This is a genomic window from Polaromonas sp. AER18D-145, from assembly GCF_002379095.1.
Taxonomy (GTDB): Bacteria; Pseudomonadota; Gammaproteobacteria; order Burkholderiales; family Burkholderiaceae_C; genus Polaromonas.
This window is the reverse complement of sequence record NZ_NBZV01000002.1, coordinates 173,887-192,627: the sequence shown is the minus strand read 5'-3', so window position 1 is coordinate 192,627 and position 18,741 is coordinate 173,887. Positions and strand designations below refer to the sequence as shown.

General features: G+C 65.4%; 20 protein-coding genes. 14 read left to right on the top strand and 6 right to left on the bottom strand.

Annotated features, from left to right (window positions below; genetic code table 11):
* Window positions 1-32 precede the first annotated feature (32 nt).
* Together B7G52_RS02400 and B7G52_RS02395 are read left to right on the top strand one after the other, a co-directional pair.
* Window positions 33-1,073, top strand: a complete 1,041-nt coding sequence (locus B7G52_RS02400; protein ID WP_096695949.1) for a histone deacetylase family protein — start codon at window positions 33-35, stop codon at window positions 1,071-1,073.
* Entirely contained in the window at window positions 1,074-2,180 is a 1,107-nt protein-coding gene (locus B7G52_RS02395; RefSeq protein ID WP_096695948.1) for an NAD(P)/FAD-dependent oxidoreductase, read from the top strand.
* Window positions 2,181-2,226: 46 nt separating this feature from the next.
* Here the strand turns inward: B7G52_RS02395 and B7G52_RS02390 are convergent, their stop codons facing one another.
* Both B7G52_RS02390 and B7G52_RS02385 read right to left on the bottom strand, forming a co-directional pair.
* Complete coding sequence (locus B7G52_RS02390; RefSeq protein WP_096671385.1) at window positions 2,227-2,478, bottom strand: GlsB/YeaQ/YmgE family stress response membrane protein; 252 nt, start codon at window positions 2,476-2,478, stop codon at window positions 2,227-2,229.
* Between the two features lie 53 nt (window positions 2,479-2,531).
* The gene (locus tag B7G52_RS02385) at window positions 2,532-2,951 is read right to left on the bottom strand and encodes a DUF3597 domain-containing protein (protein WP_096695946.1); all 420 of its coding nucleotides are present in this window, start codon (window positions 2,949-2,951) and stop codon (window positions 2,532-2,534) included.
* A gap of 131 nt (window positions 2,952-3,082) precedes the next feature.
* Here B7G52_RS02385 and B7G52_RS02380 point away from each other — a divergent pair, with 131 nt between their 5' ends.
* From B7G52_RS02380 to B7G52_RS02370, 3 genes are all read left to right on the top strand, one after another.
* Entirely contained in the window at window positions 3,083-3,301 is a 219-nt protein-coding gene (locus B7G52_RS02380; protein ID WP_096695944.1) for a SlyX family protein, read from the top strand.
* A 9-nt stretch (window positions 3,302-3,310) separates the two neighbouring features.
* Window positions 3,311-3,568, top strand: a complete 258-nt coding sequence (locus tag B7G52_RS02375; RefSeq protein ID WP_096695942.1) for a hypothetical protein — start codon at window positions 3,311-3,313, stop codon at window positions 3,566-3,568.
* Window positions 3,569-3,923: 355 nt separating this feature from the next.
* Window positions 3,924-4,364 carry a DNA-binding transcriptional regulator gene (locus tag B7G52_RS02370; RefSeq protein ID WP_170954657.1) on the top strand — a complete coding sequence of 147 codons (441 nt, stop codon included), beginning with the start codon at window positions 3,924-3,926 and terminating at the stop codon, window positions 4,362-4,364.
* A 184-nt stretch (window positions 4,365-4,548) separates the two neighbouring features.
* On the opposite strand, the gene B7G52_RS02365 is transcribed toward B7G52_RS02370, so the two are convergent.
* On the bottom strand, window positions 4,549-5,601 hold the full coding sequence (locus B7G52_RS02365) for a quinone-dependent dihydroorotate dehydrogenase (protein WP_096696073.1): 1,053 nt from the start codon (window positions 5,599-5,601) through the stop codon (window positions 4,549-4,551).
* A gap of 76 nt (window positions 5,602-5,677) precedes the next feature.
* Here B7G52_RS02365 and rpiA point away from each other — a divergent pair, with 76 nt between their 5' ends.
* The 6 genes from rpiA (at window position 5,678) to otnI (ending at window position 11,481) form a co-directional block, all read left to right on the top strand.
* Window positions 5,678-6,349: a ribose-5-phosphate isomerase RpiA gene (gene rpiA, locus B7G52_RS02360; protein ID WP_096695938.1), complete on the top strand. Its 672-nt coding sequence runs from the start codon at window positions 5,678-5,680 to the stop codon at window positions 6,347-6,349.
* A gap of 60 nt (window positions 6,350-6,409) precedes the next feature.
* Window positions 6,410-7,183 (top strand): FadR/GntR family transcriptional regulator, encoded by a 774-nt coding sequence (locus tag B7G52_RS02355; protein ID WP_096695937.1) that lies wholly within the window; start codon window positions 6,410-6,412, stop codon window positions 7,181-7,183.
* A gap of 212 nt (window positions 7,184-7,395) precedes the next feature.
* Entirely contained in the window at window positions 7,396-8,286 is an 891-nt protein-coding gene (ltnD, locus tag B7G52_RS02350; protein ID WP_096695935.1) for an L-threonate dehydrogenase, read from the top strand.
* Window positions 8,287-8,438: 152 nt separating this feature from the next.
* Window positions 8,439-9,791: a 3-oxo-tetronate kinase gene (gene otnK, locus B7G52_RS02345; RefSeq protein ID WP_096696071.1), complete on the top strand. Its 1,353-nt coding sequence runs from the start codon at window positions 8,439-8,441 to the stop codon at window positions 9,789-9,791.
* Between the two features lie 94 nt (window positions 9,792-9,885).
* Window positions 9,886-10,560 carry an aldolase gene (locus tag B7G52_RS02340; RefSeq protein ID WP_096695933.1) on the top strand — a complete coding sequence of 225 codons (675 nt, stop codon included), beginning with the start codon at window positions 9,886-9,888 and terminating at the stop codon, window positions 10,558-10,560.
* 87 nt (window positions 10,561-10,647) lie between these two features.
* Complete coding sequence (gene otnI / locus B7G52_RS02335; protein ID WP_096695931.1) at window positions 10,648-11,481, top strand: 2-oxo-tetronate isomerase; 834 nt, start codon at window positions 10,648-10,650, stop codon at window positions 11,479-11,481.
* A gap of 30 nt (window positions 11,482-11,511) precedes the next feature.
* Here the strand turns inward: otnI and B7G52_RS02330 are convergent, their stop codons facing one another.
* The 3 genes from B7G52_RS02330 to B7G52_RS02320 all read right to left on the bottom strand — a co-directional run bounded on the left by B7G52_RS02330 (window position 11,512) and on the right by B7G52_RS02320 (window position 14,918).
* The gene (locus B7G52_RS02330; protein WP_096695929.1) at window positions 11,512-12,165 is read right to left on the bottom strand and encodes a glutaredoxin domain-containing protein; all 654 of its coding nucleotides are present in this window, start codon (window positions 12,163-12,165) and stop codon (window positions 11,512-11,514) included.
* A 22-nt stretch (window positions 12,166-12,187) separates the two neighbouring features.
* Entirely contained in the window at window positions 12,188-14,311 is a 2,124-nt protein-coding gene (locus tag B7G52_RS02325; RefSeq protein ID WP_096696070.1) for a M3 family metallopeptidase, read from the bottom strand.
* A 130-nt stretch (window positions 14,312-14,441) separates the two neighbouring features.
* Window positions 14,442-14,918 (bottom strand): YhbY family RNA-binding protein, encoded by a 477-nt coding sequence (locus B7G52_RS02320; protein WP_096662791.1) that lies wholly within the window; start codon window positions 14,916-14,918, stop codon window positions 14,442-14,444.
* An 89-nt stretch (window positions 14,919-15,007) separates the two neighbouring features.
* On the opposite strand from B7G52_RS02320, the gene B7G52_RS02315 reads away from it, so the two are divergent.
* From B7G52_RS02315 to folP, 3 genes are all read left to right on the top strand, one after another.
* The gene (locus tag B7G52_RS02315; protein ID WP_096695927.1) at window positions 15,008-15,694 is read left to right on the top strand and encodes an RlmE family RNA methyltransferase; all 687 of its coding nucleotides are present in this window, start codon (window positions 15,008-15,010) and stop codon (window positions 15,692-15,694) included.
* Window positions 15,695-15,827: 133 nt separating this feature from the next.
* Entirely contained in the window at window positions 15,828-17,750 is a 1,923-nt protein-coding gene (gene ftsH / locus B7G52_RS02310) for an ATP-dependent zinc metalloprotease FtsH (protein WP_096695925.1), read from the top strand.
* A 63-nt stretch (window positions 17,751-17,813) separates the two neighbouring features.
* Window positions 17,814-18,707: a dihydropteroate synthase gene (gene folP / locus B7G52_RS02305; RefSeq protein WP_096695923.1), complete on the top strand. Its 894-nt coding sequence runs from the start codon at window positions 17,814-17,816 to the stop codon at window positions 18,705-18,707.
* Window positions 18,708-18,741: the final 34 nt, after the last annotated feature.

The window sequence follows — 18,741 nt, the reverse complement described above, 5'->3', positions numbered from 1 at the left end:
TGAGTGGCAGGGCTCGCGGATAATTGCGGGCCATGATCACCTTGTTCAGCGACCTGCACGCATTGCATGCGCCCGCCTTCGAATTTTTCCGGGGCGAGCGCGTGCCCTGTTTTGAAACCCCGGCGCGCGCCGCGTTTGTCCAGCAGCGCCTGCTGCAGGGCGGCCACGAGTTGCGCGAGCCGCATGTCGACAGCCGCGTGCTGCTGGGCCAGGTGCACAGCGCGCCTTACCTCGCGTTTCTCGAGCACGCCTGGGACCACTGGCTGAGCCTGGAGCCCGGCAACGCGGCCCGCCAGCCTTTCCCGTCGGTCTGGCCGGTGCGCACCCTGCGCAGCGACGTCGAACCGGCCAACTTCATTGCCCGCCTGGGCCTGTATTCGATGGACAACGGTTCGCCGCTGTCAGCCGGCACCTGGCTGGCTGCCAAGGCCGGGGCGGACGCCGCGGCCAGCGCGGCGGCGCTGATGGGTCAAGGTGCACGCGCGGTGTTTTGCTGCAGTCGCCCGCCCGGCCACCATGCGGGCGCCGACTTCATGGGCGGCTACTGCTTTCTGAACAATGCCGCCGTCGCTGCGCAGGCCTTGCGCGATGGCGGCGCAGACCGCGTGGCCGTGCTCGACGTGGACTACCACCACGGCAACGGCACACAAAGCATTTTTTACGATCGCGCCGACGTGCTGTTTGTCAGCCTGCACGGCGACCCGCTGACCGAGTACCCGTTTTACCTGGGCCATGCCGACGAGGCGGGCAAGGGCGCCGGCCTGGGCTTCAACCTGAATCTGCCGCTGCCCGCGGGCGCGCCGGCCAGCGCCTGGTTCGAGGCGCTGGAGCAGGCTTGCCGGCGCATCACGCGGCATGGCGTGCAGGCGCTGGTGGTGTCACTGGGGCTGGACACCTTCGAGGGTGACCCGATCTCCACCTTTGCGCTGCAGGCGGCCGACTTCGGCCGGCTGGGCCGGCGCCTGTCGGCGCTTGGCTTGCCCACGGTGTTTGTGCTCGAGGGCGGTTATGCGGCCGAGGCGCTGGGCACCAATGCGGTCCAGGTCATCGACGGTTTTGAACAGGGGGCATAGATGGACAGCGTGGATGTGGTGGTGATAGGCGCGGGTGTGGTCGGGCTGGCGGTGGCCCGCGCGCTGGCGCTGCAGGGGCGCGAGGTGATGGTGCTGGAAGCGGCGGACGCCATAGGCACCGGTACCAGTTCGCGCAACAGCGAGGTGATCCACGCCGGCATTTATTACCCGCAGGGCTCGCTCAAGGCGCGGCTGTGCGTGGAAGGCAAGGCGTTGCTGTACGAGTATGGCGCGCAGCGCGGCATCGGCCACAGCCGCTGCGGCAAGCTGATCGTCGCCACCCATGCATCGCAGATTCCCCAGCTGCAGGCCATCATCGCCAAAGCCGCCGCCAACGGGGTGCCTGACCTGGTGCTGCTCACGCGCGAGCAGGCGCAGGCGCTGGAGCCCGAGCTGGATTGCGTGGCGGCCGTGTTGTCGCCCAGCACCGGCATTGTGGACAGCCACGCCCTGATGCTGGCGCTGCAGGGCGACCTCGCGAACGCCGGCGGCATGGTGGTGCTCAATTCGCCGCTGGCCCGGGCGCACTGTAGGCCATCAGCTATTGTTCTGGTAGCAGAAGATGGCACCGAACTGGCGGCGCAAAGCGTGGTCAACGCCGCCGGCCTGCATGCGCAGGTGCTGGCCAGTCGCTTTGCGGGGCTGGACGCGCAGCATGTGCCGCCCAGCCATTACGCCAAGGGCAACTACTTCACGCTGTCGGGCCGTTCGCCGTTCAGCCGCCTGATTTACCCGGTGCCCGAGGCGGCCGGCCTGGGCGTGCACCTGACCCTGGACCTCGGCGGCCAAGCCAAGTTCGGCCCTGATGTGCAGTGGGTGGATTCGCCCGACGACCTGGTGGTGGACCCGCGCCGCGGCGACGCGTTTTACGCCGAGGTGCGCAAGTACTGGCCGGGCCTGCCCGATGGCGCGCTGCTCGCCGGTTATGCCGGCATACGCCCCAAGATCCAGGCGCCCGACCAGCCGGCCCGGGACTTCCTGATCCAGGGCCAGGCCGAACACGGTGTGGCGGGCCTGGTCAACCTGTTCGGCATCGAGTCGCCGGGTCTGACCAGCGCGCTGGCGATAGGCCGCCATGTCAGCGAATTGCTCAAAAAAAATAGCTGAAAGCACCCGTCTTGTGGGCGCTGCAGCTGTTTTTGATGGGGAAAGCCTAGCCGCGTTTGCCGCTCACCATGCGGTAGATGAACAGCAGCAGCATGGCGCCCAGCACGGCCGCGATGAAACCGGCGGACTCGCCGACCTGGTACAGGCCCAGCGCCCCGCCCAGGTAGCTGGCAAGGACCGAACCGACGATACCGATCAGCACCGTGATGATGAAGCCGGACGGGTCACGCCCCGGCATCAGGAATTTGGCGACCAGGCCAACGATAAAGCCAATAAGAATGGTCCAGAGAATGCCCATGAATGTGTGTTCCAGAAAAAAGGTTGAAGGGAAGGCTGGCGCGGAAGGGCCGCTCAGTCGCGCAGGTCGGCCGGGACTGTTCCGCCGTTGGCGGCCAACTTGTTCATGACCTGGCGGTGCAGCCAGATGTTCATGGCGGCGCTGTCGCTGGTGTCGCCGGTGTAACCCAGTTCTTTCGCCAGTTCCTTGCGCTCGCCCAGGCTGCTGTCGAGGTCCAGCAGCTTCATCAGGTCAACAATGGAGGTCTTCCAGTTGAGCTTTTGCGGGTTTTTCTGCGCCATGTCGTTGAGCAGCGCTTCCACGTCGACCTGCGCCATCGGGGCGGGGGCGGCAGTGGCGGCGGCCGCTCTGGCCGCTCCGGCTGCCGCTGCGGCAGCCGAGACGTCATCGCTACTTGGCGCCGCCGGGGCGGGCACTTGCGCGGCGTGGGCCGACGGAAAAATTTTGCCGAAGATCTTGCCGAGAATGCTCATGGTGGTTCCAGTCGAAGAAGTAAAGCATTCATGATGGCGCGGGCGCCCGGCAGGCCACAGAGGACGCCGGCGTATCTGCGTGTAGGAAAGCGGCGGGTGCGCGGGCCGCGAACTCGTGTCCAATAGGGGGTATGGAAACCGCCACCGAGATTGAAAAACGTCTGACCGACCTGGAGATCAAGGCCAGCTTCAGCGAAGACCTGCTCGACGAACTCAACCAGGTCATCGTCCGCCAGCAGCAGCAGATCGACCTGCTGATGCGCGAGCTCAGCCAGCTGCGCCAGCAACTGCCCGAGGCCGGCGCCGCCACCCTGACCCGCGCCGGCGACGACCTGCCGCCGCACTACTGAAACAACCGCATGGCCACCGCAAAGAGCATCACCACCGACAACTACAAGCTTTTTCCGTCGCCGCGCAACCGGCACCGGAGCATCTTCCTGCACCAGGTGTTTGTGCCTTACCCCTACATGCTGATCGACATGGACGGCTACAACTTCAAGGGCAAGGCCAGCCTGTTCGCGGCCTGCCGAACGACTGACAACAAGATGGGCCAGCTGGTCACGCTGGAGTTGCCCGACGACGAGTTGCGGTTCAAGCAACAGTTTGTGCCCGATTGAGGCCGGGCGCAGGCCCACGCCGGGGACGTCTGGATGGAACAGCTATCTACGCGCCGCAGCGCCTGCTGAAGGTGGGCCGCCAGCCTCGCTCGTTGGCTGTGGTGGTACTGCCATTCATAATCGAATCAGCCGAAAGCCCATGTTGGGCGGGCACAGTCAGCTATCAAATAAATAGCAATGATGCAGCCGCCAGCCCGTCGCACAGCATGCCGGCTGAGGCGTGCAAGCGGTCGCTGGCAGTGCCCGGGCGCCTGTCCCCGCCAAGCCCGGGGGATAGCCCACAATACGGCTTGTCATTCGGGCATCCTACAATCGGAGGAGAAGTCATCGTCCATCCAGCAAGGAGATTCCCGACGTGCCCAATATCGCTACTGTTCTCAAAGCCGAAATTTCCCGGGTTGCCCGCAAGGACGCCCGCGCGGAAACCCAGCCGCTGAAAAAAGCTTCGTCGCAATACCGCACCGATATTGCCGCCCTCAAAAGGCGTGTGCTGGCACTCGAAAAGCAGCTGAGCCGCGTGCTCAAGTCCGGCAGGAAGGCTTCTGCGCCCGAGGAAACCGAAGAGGGCGCCGGCAGCGGATTGCGCTTCAGCGCCAAGGGGCTCGCCGCCCAGCGGCGCCGGCTCGGGCTGACCGCGGCCGCGACTGCGAAACTCCTCAACGTGTCGGTGCAGTCCGTTTACAAATGGGAAGAGGGCAAGACCCGTCCCCGCGCCAGCCAGCTGCCGGCGATTGCGAGCCTGCGGAAAATGGGCAAGCTGGAAGCGGCAAAGCGGCTGGCAGAATTGCCGGGATAGCGTCCACTATCAATTCATGAGCGTGTTACGCCACATGTTCCACCGCACAGGCCCGCGAGGCATGGATTGCGGGTCAAGCCCGCAATGACAACTTCAGGCGTCATCCACGTTTCCGTTTGTCATCCCGGCTCAACGCCGGGGACAGGTTTCTCGGTATTCGCGCCTTAAGTAAGTGCCATTCGCCCTAACGGCTCTTTTTGATCGTCAGCGCCGCTTCCGTGACGAGACCAGGCCCCTTGTAGATCAGCCCGGTGTAGATCTGCACCACGTCGGCGCCGGCCTCGATCTTGGAGACGGCGTCCCGGCCGCTCATGATGCCGCCCACGCCGATGATGGGGAAACCCTTGCCAAGCGCCGCGCGCAGCTGGCGGATGACGCGGTTGCTGGCGGCCAGCACCGGCGCACCGCTGAGGCCGCCGGCTTCTTCGGCATGTGGCATGCCCCTGACGGCGTCGCGGCTCAGCGTCGTGTTGGTGGCCACCACGCCGTCCATGCCGTGGCGTTTCAGGGTGGCGGCAATCACCTCGACCTGCGCCTCGTCGAGGTCGGGCGCAATCTTCACAAAAATCGGCACGTGTTTGCCATGCTGCCGGGCGAGGGCTTCGCGGCGCTCGGCAATGCGGCCCAGCAGGGCGTCCAGCGCCTCGTCGCTTTGCAGCGCACGCAGGTTTTTGGTGTTGGGGCTGGAGATGTTGACGGTCACGTAGTCGGCATGCGGGTAGACGCCATCGAGACAGATCAGGTAGTCGTCCACCGCGTTCTCTATCGGCGTGGCGGCATTCTTGCCAATGTTCAGGCCCAGCAGCAGCGGGCTGGCGCCGCGCTGGCGGCGGAACGTGGACTTCTGCACATTGGCGAGGAAGGCGTCCAGCCCGTCGTTGTTGAAGCCGAGCCGGTTGATCAGTGCATTGGCCTGCGGCAGGCGGAACATGCGTGGCTTGGGGTTGCCCGGCTGCGCTTTCGGCGTGACGGTGCCGACTTCGACAAACCCGAAACCCATGGCGGCCAGCCCGTCAATGCAGCGCGCATTCTTGTCGAGCCCGGCGGCCAGCCCGACGCGGTTGGGAAACTTCAGGCCGGCCAGGGTGAGGGGGTCGTCCACGCGGCCCGAGCAGTAGGCCAGCGCCAGCGGCGTGCGTTGCGTGCCGGCCAGCGAGGCCATGGTCAGTTCATGGGCGGTTTCCGGATCCAGCCCAAATAAAAAAGGGCGGGCGAGGGCGTAGGGGAGCAGGGACATTGGATAATTTGTGTTGTTCTGTGCGGCAGCCCCCATTGTCGCAAACCCCATTCATCCCTTTCATTTCCGGACCGACATGACCCAAGACGAACTCAAAACACTGGTTGGCCAGGCCGCCCTGGCCTATGTCGAACCCGGCAGCATTGTTGGTGTCGGTACCGGCTCCACGGTCAACAAGTTCATTGACGCGCTGGCCGGCATCAAGGACACGATTGCCGGCGCGGTGTCCAGCTCGGTGGCCTCCACCGAACGCCTACAGGCGCTCGGCATCACGGTGTTTGAGGCGGCCGATGTCGAGGAACTGGCGGTCTACATCGACGGCGCCGACGAGATCGACCGCGCCGGCTACATGATCAAGGGTGGCGGCGCGGCGCTGACGCGCGAGAAAATCGTGGCCGCCCAGTCGCGCAAGTTTGTCTGCATTGCCGACGAATCCAAGCTGGTGCAGACGCTGGGCGACTACCCGGTGCCGGTGGAAGTCATTCCGATGGCGGCGCAGCGCATCCGGCGCCAGTTTGCGGCGCTGGGCGGCAGCGCCACCCTGCGGCTGAAAAACGGCGCGCCGCTGGTCACCGACAACGGCCAGCACATTCTGGACGTGACCGGCCTGAAGATCACCGAGCCGCTGGCCTTCGAGTCCGAGGTCAACCAGTGGCCCGGGGTGGTGACGGTCGGGGTGTTTGCCTTCCAGAAGGCGCATGTCTGCCTGCTGGGCACGGAGGTGGGTGTCAAGACCCTGGTGTTTTAAATCTCGCGGAAGCGGCGGGCCGGATGTTGTAGAGTTGTACGACAAATTTTCCGGATCACCATGAGCCACCGTTTCCAGTCCATCACGCCCGGCGTTCACTTGTCCGAACAGGTCGCCGAGGCCCTGTCGGCCGAAATTCGCGCCGGCCGGCCGGCGGCGGGCGACAAGCTGCCGACCGAGGCCGCGCTGGTCGAGCAATTCGCAGTCAGCCGCACCGTAGTGCGCGAGGCCGTCTCGCGCCTGAAGTCGCTGGGTCTGGTGGAATCACGTCAGGGCAGCGGGGTGTTTGTGAAGCGGGCCGCCTTTGCGCCGCTGAACTTCGACACCCGTTCGGCCGCGTCCATGCAGGCGGTCATCCAGATGGTGGAGGTGCGCCGCGCGCTGGAGGCCGAGGTCGCCGCGCTGGCCGCGCAGCGCCGCACGGCGGCCGATATCAAGCGCATCCGCCAGGCGATGTCCGCCCTCGACAAGGCGGTCAAGGCCGGCGGCGACGGTGCCGACGAAGACGTGGACTACCACCGCGCGATTGCCGACGCGGCGCAAAACCCGTTTCTGATCAGCACGCTGGACTACCTGCGCCAGTTCCTGCGCGGCGTCACGCGGGTCACCCGGGCCAACGAGGCGCGCCGGGCCGACTTTGCCGGGCAGGTGCGCGAGGAGCACGAAGCCATTACCCAGGCGATCGAGGCCGGCGACCCCTTGCAGGCGCGCCAGGCCGCCGCCCGCCACATGGACAACGCGATCCGCCGCATCGAGCAGGCCGACCCGGCTTTCTGGCAGCAGGAGGGCGTGCAGCTGGCCAGCGCCCTTCTTTCCGACGCCCTTCGGCACTGAGCCGTTCGCCTGGTCCTGACTCGGGAAAACCTGAAGAGGATCAATTGCGGGCAAGTTGTATGATGACCATATAAATATGTCCTGCGTTCGAGGTCCTGTCGGCTTCTTGGCCGCAGACCCTGTGGGCGCCTTCATGGCGGCCGACGCGACAACCTGAACGCGTGCAGCGGATTTCAAAATTCAAAAATGACCTGGGCTGAAGGAGCGATGTGATGAGTCTTGTAGCAGGTGTGATCGGTCTCGGTGCCATGGGCAGCGGCATGGCGCAATCGTTGCGCCGCGCCGGTTATCGGGTGCATGTGTTTGACGTGCGGCCCGGGGCGGCGCAGGCCTTTGCCGAAGGCGGCGGTGTGGCCTGTGCCTCACTGGCCGAACTGGCGGCGGCCTGCGACGTGCTGGTGTCGGTGGTGGTCAATGCGGCGCAGACCGAGGCCGTGTTGTACGGCCCCGGGGGCTGCGCGGCGGCCATGAAGCCCGGCAGCGTGTTTGTGATGTGCTCCACGGTGGACGCCAATTGGTCCATGGCGCAGGAAAAACGTCTGGCCGACCTCGGCCTGCTCTACATCGATGCCCCGATCTCCGGCGGCGCGGCCAAGGCCGCCAGCGGCGAGATGACGATGATGACCTCCGGTGCGCCGGTAGCGTATGCGAAGGCCGAACCGGTGCTCAATGCCATGGCCGCCAAGGTCTACAAGCTCGGTGACGCGGCCGGCGCCGGCAGCAAGGTCAAGATCATCAACCAGCTGCTGGCGGGCGTGCACATCGCCGCGGCCGCCGAAGCCATGGCGCTGGGCCTGCGCGAAGGGGTGGACCCGGCCGCGCTGTACGAGGTGATCACGCACAGCGCGGGCAACAGCTGGATGTTTGAAAACCGCATGGCCCATGTGCTGGCGGCCGACTACACGCCGCTGTCGGCGGTGGACATCTTCGTGAAAGACCTCGGCATCGTGCTCGACATGGCGCGCGCCAGCAAGTTTCCGCTGCCGCTGTCATCAACCGCGCACCAGATGTTCATGCAGGCCTCGACGGCCGGTTTTGCGAAAGAGGACGACAGCGCGGTGATCAAGATTTTTCCGGGCATTGAACTGCCGAAAAAACCATGAGCAAGATCGAGCGCCGCGCCGGGCCGCCCCAAGCACACGAAGTGGCGAGCGTTGAGGCTCCCTCCCCACCAGCCGGGGCCGCGGAACCGGCTTTGCCGGGCCGCAGGCGCAGCGCCCCCTCGGGGGGCAGCGACGCACACGAAGTGGCGAGCGTGGGGGCTCTATGTTTAGGCTGTATTGCGGACGATTTCACGGGCGCGACCGATCTGGCCAACAACCTCGTGCGTGCCGGCATGCGGGTGGTCCAGACCATTGGCGTTCCTGCCGGGCCCTTGGGCGCTGACGTGGATGCCGTGGTGGTCGCGCTGAAGTCGCGCACGGTACTGCCCGACCAGGCCGTGGCCGAATCTCTGGCCGCCTTGGCCTGGCTGCAGGCCCAGGGCGCGCAGCAGATCTATTTCAAGTACTGCTCGACCTTCGACAGCACGGCCCGCGGCAACATCGGCCCGGTGACCGAAGCGCTGATGGACGCGCTGAACACCGGCTTCACGATCGCCACGCCGGCTTTCCCCGACAACCAGCGCACGGTGTTCAAGGGTTATTTGTTCGTTGGTGATGTGCTGCTCAATGAAAGCGGCATGCAGAACCACCCGCTGACGCCGATGGTGGACGCGAACCTGGTGCGGGTGCTGCAGTCGCAGACAAAACGGCGTGTCGGCCTGATCGACCACAAGGTCGTGGCGCGCGGCGCGGCGGCGGTGCGCGAGCGCATGGCGCAGCTGCAGGCAGAAGGTGTGGGCGTGGCCATCGTGGACGCGGTGTCCAATGAGGACCTGCTGCGCCTGGGTCCGGCATTCCAGGGCATGCCGCTGGTCACGGCCGGCTCCGGTGTGGCCATCGGCCTGCCGGCCAATTTCGGCATCACGCCATCGGACCAGGCCAGCCGTTTGCCGGCCGCCCGCGGCCTGCAGGCGGTGGTGTCGGGCAGTTGCTCGCTGGCGACCAACCGGCAGGTGCTGGACTTCATGAAGCAGGGCCATCCCACCCTGGCGATCGACCCGCTGCGCATCGCCTCGGGCGCCGATGTGGCGGCTGAGGTACTCGCCTGGGCCCAGCCTTTGCTCGCGCGTGGCCCGGTGCTGGTGTATTCCACCGTCGACAGCGGCGACGTGAAGGCGGTGCAGGGCCGCCTCGGGGTGGAAGAAGCCGGCGCCATGGTCGAACGCACACTGGCCGCGGTGGCGCGCGGCCTGGTGCAACTGGGCGTGCGGCAACTGGTGGTGGCCGGCGGTGAAACCGCGGGTGCCTGCGTGCAGGCGCTGGGCATCACGCAGATGCAGATCGGCCCGCAGATCGATCCCGGTGTGCCCTGGTGTCATGCTGGAATAGAGCCCCCACGCTCGGCACTGCGTGTCCTCGCTGCCCCCCAAGGGGGCGTCGCCGACCTTGGGGCGGCCCGGCGGTCGTCGGCCATGTCCGGCGATGACGGTCTGCACCTTGCACTCAAGTCGGGCAACTTCGGCACCGACGACTTCTTCACCAAAGCCTTTACGATGCTGGCATGAACTACGACCCCCACGTTTGCCGCGCTGCGGCTGCACTGCCCCCCAAGGGGGCCTATGCCCCCCTTGGGGCGGCCCGGCGGGCGGCATGACTGTATTGACCGAAAACCAGGCCCGGGAAGAGATCTGCCGCGTCGGTAAAAGCCTGTTCGACCGCGGTTATGTGCATGCCACGGCCGGCAACATCAGCGTGCGGCTCGACGCCTCGGCGGGGGGTGGTTTCCTGATCACGTCGACCGATGCCTGCCTGGGTTTCCTCGACCCGGCGCGGCTGGCCCGGCTCGATGCCGATGCAAAGCAGCTCAGCGGCGACACCGCGAGCAAGACCATCGCGCTGCATGCCGGCATTTACGCGGCAGCCTCCGCATTTGACCCGGCGACGCGCTGCGTGATCCACACCCACAGCACCCATTGCGTGGCGCTGAGCCTGCGTGCCAGCGGCGAGGAGTTGCTGCCGGCACTCACGCCTTATTTCGTGATGAAGGTCGGCCATGTGCCTGTCATCGACTACCACCGGCCGGGCGACCCGGTGGCGGCGGCGCTGGTGGCGCAGGCCATCACGCGTTACGGCCGGCGGGGCACACCGCTGCGCGCGGTGATGCTGGCGCGGCTGGGGCCCAATGTCTGGCACCACAGCCCCGCCGCGGCCATGGCCGTGCTGGAAGAACTCGAGGAAACCGCCCGGCTCCTGTGCCTGGACGGCGCCCCGGTCCAGCCTTTGAGCGCTGCGCAGATCGACGAACTGCGCCAGACCTTCGGTGCCCGCTGGTAATTCATTTGTTGAGTCAAATCGACCTGTAGCCCTTTATCTACCTGCGCAAGCAGCTATTCATTCCCTAGCATTTTCAAGAAGACGACCATGCCGAAATTCGCCGCCAACCTGTCCATGATGTACCCCGAGTTGCCGTTCCTGGACCGTTTTGAAGCGGCCGCGAAAGACGGTTTCAAGGCGGTGGAGTTTCTTTTTCCTTATGCCTTCAGCAAGGATGAACTGGCCGCACGCCTGAAAGGCAACGGCCTGCAGCAGGTGTTGTTCAACGCGCCGCCGGGCGGCACCGATGCAGCGTCCATCGCGCAGGCCTGGGAGAAGGCCGGCGACAAGGGGACGGCCGCCGTGCCGGGCCGCGAGGCGGAATTCCGCGCCGGTGTGCTGCTGGCCCTGGCCTATGCCGAGGCGCTGGACTGCCCGCGCATTCACCTCATGGCCGGCCTGGTCGCCGCAGGGCAGGAGCGCGAGGATCTGCGGCCGGTCTATGTGGCCAACCTGCGCTGGGCGGCGGCCGAGGCGGCGAAACACGGGCGTGACGTGTTGATCGAACCGATCAACACGCGCGATGTGCCGCGATTTTTCCTGAACCGGCAGGACCATGCGCACGAGATCGTTGCCGAGGTGGGTGCGCCCAACCTCAAGGTGCAGATGGACCTGTACCACTGCCAGATCGTCGAGGGGGATGTGGCGACCAAGATCCGCCACTACCTGCCGACCGGGGCCGTCGGCCATTTCCAGATCGCCGGTGTGCCCGAGCGGCACGAGCCCGACATCGGGGAGCTCAACTACCCGTATCTGTTCGCTGTGATCGACGAGGTCTCCGCGGCCTGCGGCTGGGACGGCTGGATAGGCTGCGAATACAAGCCGAAACAGGGCGGCCAGCCCGGCGGCACGTCGGCAGGCCTCGGCTGGCTGCTTCGCTGACCGCCACCGGTGCGGTGTCCCGTTGAATCGTTAAAAGCGGATGCCGGCAGGATTGCTCGGCGGAGGGGTCACCGGGGTGGAAGGCGCGGCCGGCGTGGCGGGGCGCGCTGCCGTGGTGGTGGCCGGTGCGGGCGTCGGCGCCACCGTCACCAGGGGGGTGGCCGGGGCCTGGCGGTAGCTGGCCGGCAGCACCGACGATTTGGGGTAACCCGCCGCGTCGAGGAACTGCGTCCATTCCGCATCCGAGAAACCCTTGAGCTGCTGGCTGCCTATGGTCAGAAAGGGCAGGGAGCTGTCGCCGCTGATGCGCTGCAGCGCCTGAGCGTCTTCATTGGTCGAGACGGTTTTTTCCGTGAAGGGAACCCCGCGCGTGGTCAGCAGGGAACGGGCCGAGGCGCAGGGGCCGCAGTTCTCGCTCGTATACAGCGTGACCGGGTACTGGCCGGCCACCTTGCGCAGCTCGAACGGCAGCGAGGCCGTGGCGACGCCACGGGCGCCGTCGGCACCGGCTGCCGTCACCCTGGCATTGCTCGTCGCTGGGGGCGGCTTGTCGGAAAAGGTCACCTTGCCGTCCGGGCCGACGATGCGGTAGACCGGCTGGGCCTGGGAAAGAGAAGAAAATGTGCCGGCAGCCAGCGTCAATACTGCGCTAACTGCTGCAAATTTGATAGCGTTCGAGGTCATGCATCACTCCGTTTGAGGTCACTCACGCCATGCCCTGGTGCCGCAGCAGCGCGTCGATGGAAGGCTCGCGGCCGCGGAAGGCCTTGAACGACTCCATCGCCGGGCGGCTGCCGCCGGCCTCCAGAATGGCCTGGCGGTATTTTCTGCCAGTTTCCAGATTAACGGGGCTGGACCCGGCATCGGCGTCGGTGTTTATACCTGCAGGTGTGGCGCTTTGTGCACTTTCCTCGAAGGCCGCATAGGCGTCGGCAGAGAGGACTTCGGCCCATTTGTAGCTGTAATAGCCGGCTGCATAACCACCGGAAAAAATGTGGCTGAATGTATGCGCGGTGCGGCTGTAGGGCGGCGGGGTGATCACGGCGTATTCCTCGCGCACGCCGGCCAGCAGCGCCATCACGTCGCCGCCCGGTTGCCACTCGGTATGCAGTAGCATGTCGAACAGCGAAAACTCGATCTGGCGCAGGGTCTGCATGCCGCTCTGGAAGTTTTTGGCCGCCAGCATCCGGTCGAACAGGACGCGCGGCAGCGGCTCACCGGTGTCCACATGGGCGGTCATGTGTTTGAGCACATCCCATTCCCAGCAGAAGTTTTCCATGAACTGGCTGGGCAGCTCGACCGCGTCCCATTCGACGCCGCTGATGCCGGACACATCGCGCTCGTTGACCTGGGTCAGCATGTGGTGCAGGCCGTGGCCGAATTCGTGGAACAGCGTGGTCACGTCGTCGTGTGTCAGCAGGGCGGGCTTGCCGCCCACGCCGTCGGCAAAGTTGCAGACCAGGTGGGCCACCGGCGTCTGCAGCGTGCCGGTGTCGGGGCGCAGCCAGCGGGCACGCACATCATCCATCCAGGCGCCGCCGCGTTTGCCGGTGCGCGCCGGACGGTCCAGGTAGAACTGCCCCACCAGTTCGCCCGGCAACGAGCGGTCGCTTGTTGCTTCCGGGTAGCGCTCGATGCGGTAAAACTCGACGCCGGGCGTCCACACGGGAGCGGTGTCGGGACGGATCGCCACCTCGAACAGCGTTTCGACAATCCTGAACAGGCCGGCCAGCACCTTGGGGGCGGTGAAATATTGTTTGACTTCCTGCTCGCTGAAGGCGTAACGCGCTTCCTTGAGTTTTTCACCGATCCAGGTGAAGTCCCAGGGCTGCGGGTCTTTCAGGCCCAGCTTTTCCGCGGCAAAGGTGCGCAGGTCGGCCACGTCCTTGAGGCCGTAAGGCTTGGCACGCTGGCCCAGGTCACGCAGGAAGCTGATCACCTGCTCGGGCGAATCGGCCATCTTGGGGACCACCGAGACCTCGCCGAAATTGCGGTAACCGAGCAACTGCGCTTCCTCGAGCCGCAGCGCGAGGATTTCCTGCATCACGGCACTGTTGTCGAAGCGGCTGAATTCCGGCGGCGACTGGTCGCTGGCGCGCGTGCTGTAGGCCTTGTACAGGGTTTCGCGCAAGGCGGAACTGTCGGCAAACTGCATGACCGGCAGGTAGCAGGGCATCTTGAGCGTGAGCTTGTAACCTTCCTTGCCCTCGGCTTCGGCCTGCGCGCGGGCCGTCTGGAGCACGTCGGCGGGCACACCGGCGAGTTCGTCTTCCCGGGCGTAGTAGGCGTAAGCATCGGTGGCGTCGAGCGCGTTTTCGCTGAATTTCTGGCTCAGTTCGGCCTGGCGCTCCTGGATGGCGGCAAACCGTTCCTTGGCCGCGCCCACCAGCTCGGCGCCCGACAGCACGAAGTTGCGCACGGCATTTTTGTGTGCCTGGCGCTGTTCGGGGTTCAGCGGCGCCACATCGATGGCCTTGTACTTGGCATAAAGCCGTTCATCGGCGCCCAGGCGGGTCCAGAACTCGGTGACGCGCGGCAGGGCGGCGTTGTAGGCGGCGCGCAGTTCGGGGGTGTCCGCCACGCTGTTGAGGTGGCTGACCGCGCCCCAAGCCCGGCCCAGGTTTTCGGTGGCCACGTCCAGCACACCGGCAATGTCCGCCCAGCGCGCCGGAAAGTCCGGCGCGGTGACGCGTTCGAGTGCAGTTTCGGCCTGTGCCAGCAACACGTCGACCGCAGGGCCCACATGCTCGGGCGCGATGCGGTCAAACAAGGGAAGGCCGGAGAAATCGAGAAGCGGGTTGGAGGCGTTCAATGTGGTCAAGGTGGTCATGTCCATCAGTTGTGGGCGCAGGCACCCAATCTAAAGGGGGAAGCGCGCGACAAAAAAGGAAATGCCGCGCTGGGCGGCCAGGGGCCAAGGGCCAAGGGCCAAGGGCCGGGCGGATCACGCCGCTGCCGGCTCAGCCCTGGGCGCGTTTTTTGGCGCTTTGCTGCTTTTTCGGTTTCGCACGTTTGACGGTGCCGCCCGGCGTCAGGCGCTGGTTGCCCAGCACGCGCAGGGTCTTGACTTCGGGGCGCTGGCCGTAACGCGCGCTGTTTTTCAGCACCTTGACGTCGCGCGGGCCCGGCATGCGGTCCTCGTTGACCTTTTTTTCCTTTTCAGGCATCGGGCGCCACAACACCAGCAGCTTGCCGATGTGCTGGATGGGCGCGGCGCCGAGCTCGTCGGCCAGGGCCTGGAACATGGCCTCTCGTGCGGGGCGGTCGTCCGACTGCACGCGGACCTTGATCAGGCCGTGCGCCTTCAGGGCCAGGTCGATTTCCCTTTTGACAGCGGCGGTCAGGCCGTCCGAGCCGACCATCACGACGGGGTCCAGGTGGTGCGCTTCGGCGCGGTGGTCTTTGCGCTGGGCAGGGGTAAGTAGTATTTGAGCCATGCCCTGATTATCCTAGAAGCCGCCGCTGCCGTTGATTTATCGTTGCGGATGCCGCAGCGCCCGGCTTTCGGTAAGAGGACAATACGGGCATGAAAGTAAAAACCCAAAGCAAAAAGGTCAACAAAGCGTGGCTGAATGACCACGTCAACGATACCTACGTCAAGCTGGCCAAAAGAGAGGGTTATCGGGCCCGCGCGGCCTACAAGCTCAAGGAAATCGATGAAACACTGGGCCTGATCAAGCCCGGCCACTGTGTGGTGGACCTGGGCAGCGTGCCCGGCGCCTGGAGCCAGTACGCGCGCCGCAAGCTCTCGCCAGCGGGCGCGGCGGCCGGCGAACTCAATGGGCGCATCATCGCGCTCGACATCCTGCCGATGGACCCGGTCGAGGGGGTGGTGTTCATCCAGGGGGACTTCCGGGAGCCGGAGGTGCTACAGATTCTGGAGCAGACTTTAGCCGCCGACAAAGGCTTTACCAAGGTTGACGTGGTGATTTCCGACATGGCGCCGAACCTCTCGGGCATTGAATCGGCCGACGCCGCCCGCATTGCCCACCTGGTGGAGCTGGCGGTGGACTTTTCCGTGCAGCACCTCAAGCCCGAGGGTGCGCTGGTGGTCAAGCTCTTCCACGGCGGGGCCTACAGCCCGCTGGTCAAGCTGTTCAAGGAGACCTTCAAGGTCGTCAAACCCGTCAAGCCCAAGGCCTCGCGTTCGGAGTCGTCGGAAACCTTTCTGGTCGGCATGGGGCTCAAAAACAGGCCGGCCGAAACGGCCTGAGCTTGCTGAAACGCAATAAATACCGCAATCCCGCTTCAAACCAAGGGGTGTCCCAGGTTTGTTATGCGGCTTTTGCCCTTGAAACGCCTAAAATCAGGCGCATGTGCCTTGTGTTCCTCTATCGGAGACATCCTTGAACAATCAGTGGTTTTCAAAAATTGCAATCTGGCTGGTGATCGCCATGGTGCTGTTCACCGTTTTCAAGCAATTTGATACACGCGGTGGCGCCGGTACGAATTACCTTGGCTATTCGGAGTTCCTTGACGAGGTCAAGGGCAAACGCATCAAGTCCGCGACCATCGCGGAAGGCCAGGGCGGCACGGAAATTTCGGCCGTCACGACCGACGATCGCCGCATCCGCACCACGGCCACCTACCTGGACCGCGGTCTGGTCGGCGACCTGATCGCCAACGATGTCAAGTTCGACGTCAAGCCGCGTGAAGAAGGCTCGCTCCTGATGACCCTGCTGGTCAGCTGGGGTCCGATGCTGCTGCTGATCGGCGTCTGGATCTATTTCATGCGACAAATGCAGGGCGGTGGCAAGGGCGGGGCCTTCAGCTTCGGCAAATCCAAGGCCCGCATGCTCGACGAGTCCACCAACACCGTGACCTTTGCCGACGTTGCCGGCTGCGACGAGGCCAAGGAAGAGGTCAAGGAAGTGGTCGACTTCCTGAAAGACCCGCAAAAATTCCAGAAACTGGGTGGTCGCATTCCGCGCGGCCTGTTGCTGGTCGGCCCTCCGGGCACCGGCAAGACCCTGCTCGCCAAAGGCATTGCCGGCGAAGCCAAGGTCCCGTTTTTCTCTATTTCCGGTTCTGACTTCGTCGAGATGTTTGTCGGCGTGGGCGCGGCCCGTGTGCGCGACATGTTCGACAACGCCAAGAAAAACGCCCCCTGCATCATCTTCATCGACGAGATCGACGCCGTGGGCCGCCAGCGTGGCGCAGGCCTGGGCGGCGGCAACGACGAGCGCGAGCAGACGCTGAACCAGATGCTGGTCGAGATGGACGGTTTTGAGACCAATGTCGGCGTGATTGTGGTGGCTGCCACCAACCGGCCCGACATCCTGGATTCCGCCTTGCTGCGTCCCGGCCGTTTTGACCGCCAGGTGTATGTAACGCTGCCCGACATCCGTGGCCGCGAGCAGATCCTCAATGTGCACATGCGCAAGGTGCCGCTCGGCCAGGACGTCAATGCCAGCGTGATCGCCCGCGGCACACCCGGCATGTCCGGCGCCGACCTGGCCAACCTCTGCAACGAAGCCGCCCTGATGGCTGCACGCCGCAATGCGCGCACCGTGGAAATGCAGGACTTCGAAAAAGCCAAGGACAAGATCCTGATGGGCCCCGAGCGCAAGAGCATGGTCATGCCCGAGTCGGAGCGCCGTAACACGGCCTACCACGAGTCGGGCCACGCCCTGCTCGGCAAGATGCTGCCCAAGTGCGACCCGGTGCACAAGGTCACCATCATTCCGCGTGGCCGCGCGCTGGGCGTCACCATGAGCCTGCCGGCCCAGGACCGCTACAGCTACGACCGCGAGTACATGCTCAGCCAGATCAGCATGCTGTTTGGCGGCCGGATTGCCGAGGAGGTGTTCATGCACCAGATGACCACCGGTGCCAGCAACGACTTCGAACGCGCCACCGCGCTGGCCAGGGACATGGTCACGCGTTACGGCATGAGCGAGGCGCTGGGCCCCATGGTCTACGCCGAAAACGAAGGCGAAGTGTTCCTGGGGCGTTCGGTCACCAAGACCAACAACATGAGCGAGGCGACCCTGAAAAAGGTCGACGAAGAGGTGCGCCGCATCATCGACCAGCAGTACGCCCAGGCGCGCAAGCTGATCGAGGACAACCAGGACAAGATTCACGCGATGGCCAAGGCCCTGCTGGAGTGGGAGACCATCGACGTCGAGCAACTCGACGACATCATGGCCGGCAAGGAGCCGCGCCCACCGAAAGACTGGACACCGCGCAACCCGTCGGTGGGCGGCAGCGGTGGTCCCAGCGGCGGCACGCCGGCGGTCGCGACCGACCCGGCACCCACGGTGGCCTGAGCGCCGCCATCCACATGACAACCGGGGCACGTCCCCGGTTTTTCTTTGGCTCGAAAATACCCAATGCTCTGGCAAACCTCGCGCTTTCAAATCGACCTTGACCAGCCCCGCGTGATGGGCATCGTCAACGTCACCCCTGATTCGTTCTCGGACGGCGGTAAATACTTCTCGGTGGGAGGTGCGCAGCGGTCCGCGTTTGTGCATTGCGAGCAGCTTGTCAAGCACGGCGCCGACATGCTGGACATCGGCGGCGAGTCCACCCGTCCCGGGGCACCGCCTGTGCCGCTCGACGAAGAGCTGGCTCGCGTGCTGCCGGTCGTGCGCCATGCGGTGACCCTGGGCGTGCCGGTCTCGGTGGACACCTACAAGTCCGAAGTCATGGCCGCGGTGCTGGACCTGGGGGCTGACGTCATCAACGACATCTGGGCGCTGCGCCAGCCCGGCGCAGCCGCCGTCGTGGCCGCGCATCCCACGTGTGGCGTTTGCCTGATGCACATGCACCGTGAACCGCAGACCATGCAGGCCGCACCCATGGAAGGCGACGTGGTGCCGCAGGTGCTGGCTTTTCTGGCCCAGGCCGCCGCTGAGCTGCGCGCGCTGGGCGTTGCTGCCGACCGCATCGTGCTGGACCCGGGCATCGGTTTCGGCAAGACGGTGGCGCAGAATTTCGCCTTGCTGGCGCGCCAGCGCGAGCTGCTGGCGGCCGGTTATCCGCTGCTGGCCGGCTGGTCGCGCAAGTCCTCGCTGGCCGCTGTGAGCAGCAGCTCGCTGGCCCAGGTGGCCCAGCTCGACATCATCGACCGCATGGTGCCCAGCGTCACCGCCGCCGTGCTGGCCGTGGACCGCGGTGCGCGGGTGGTGCGGGTCCACGATGTGCGCGAAACCGTGCAGGCACTGAAGGTTTGGCTGGCTGCCACGGCGCCGCAGCCTACAAGCGGGCCGGTCGGCGCACCTTAGAATTTCCGTTCACAGCGACTTCGACACAGATCAT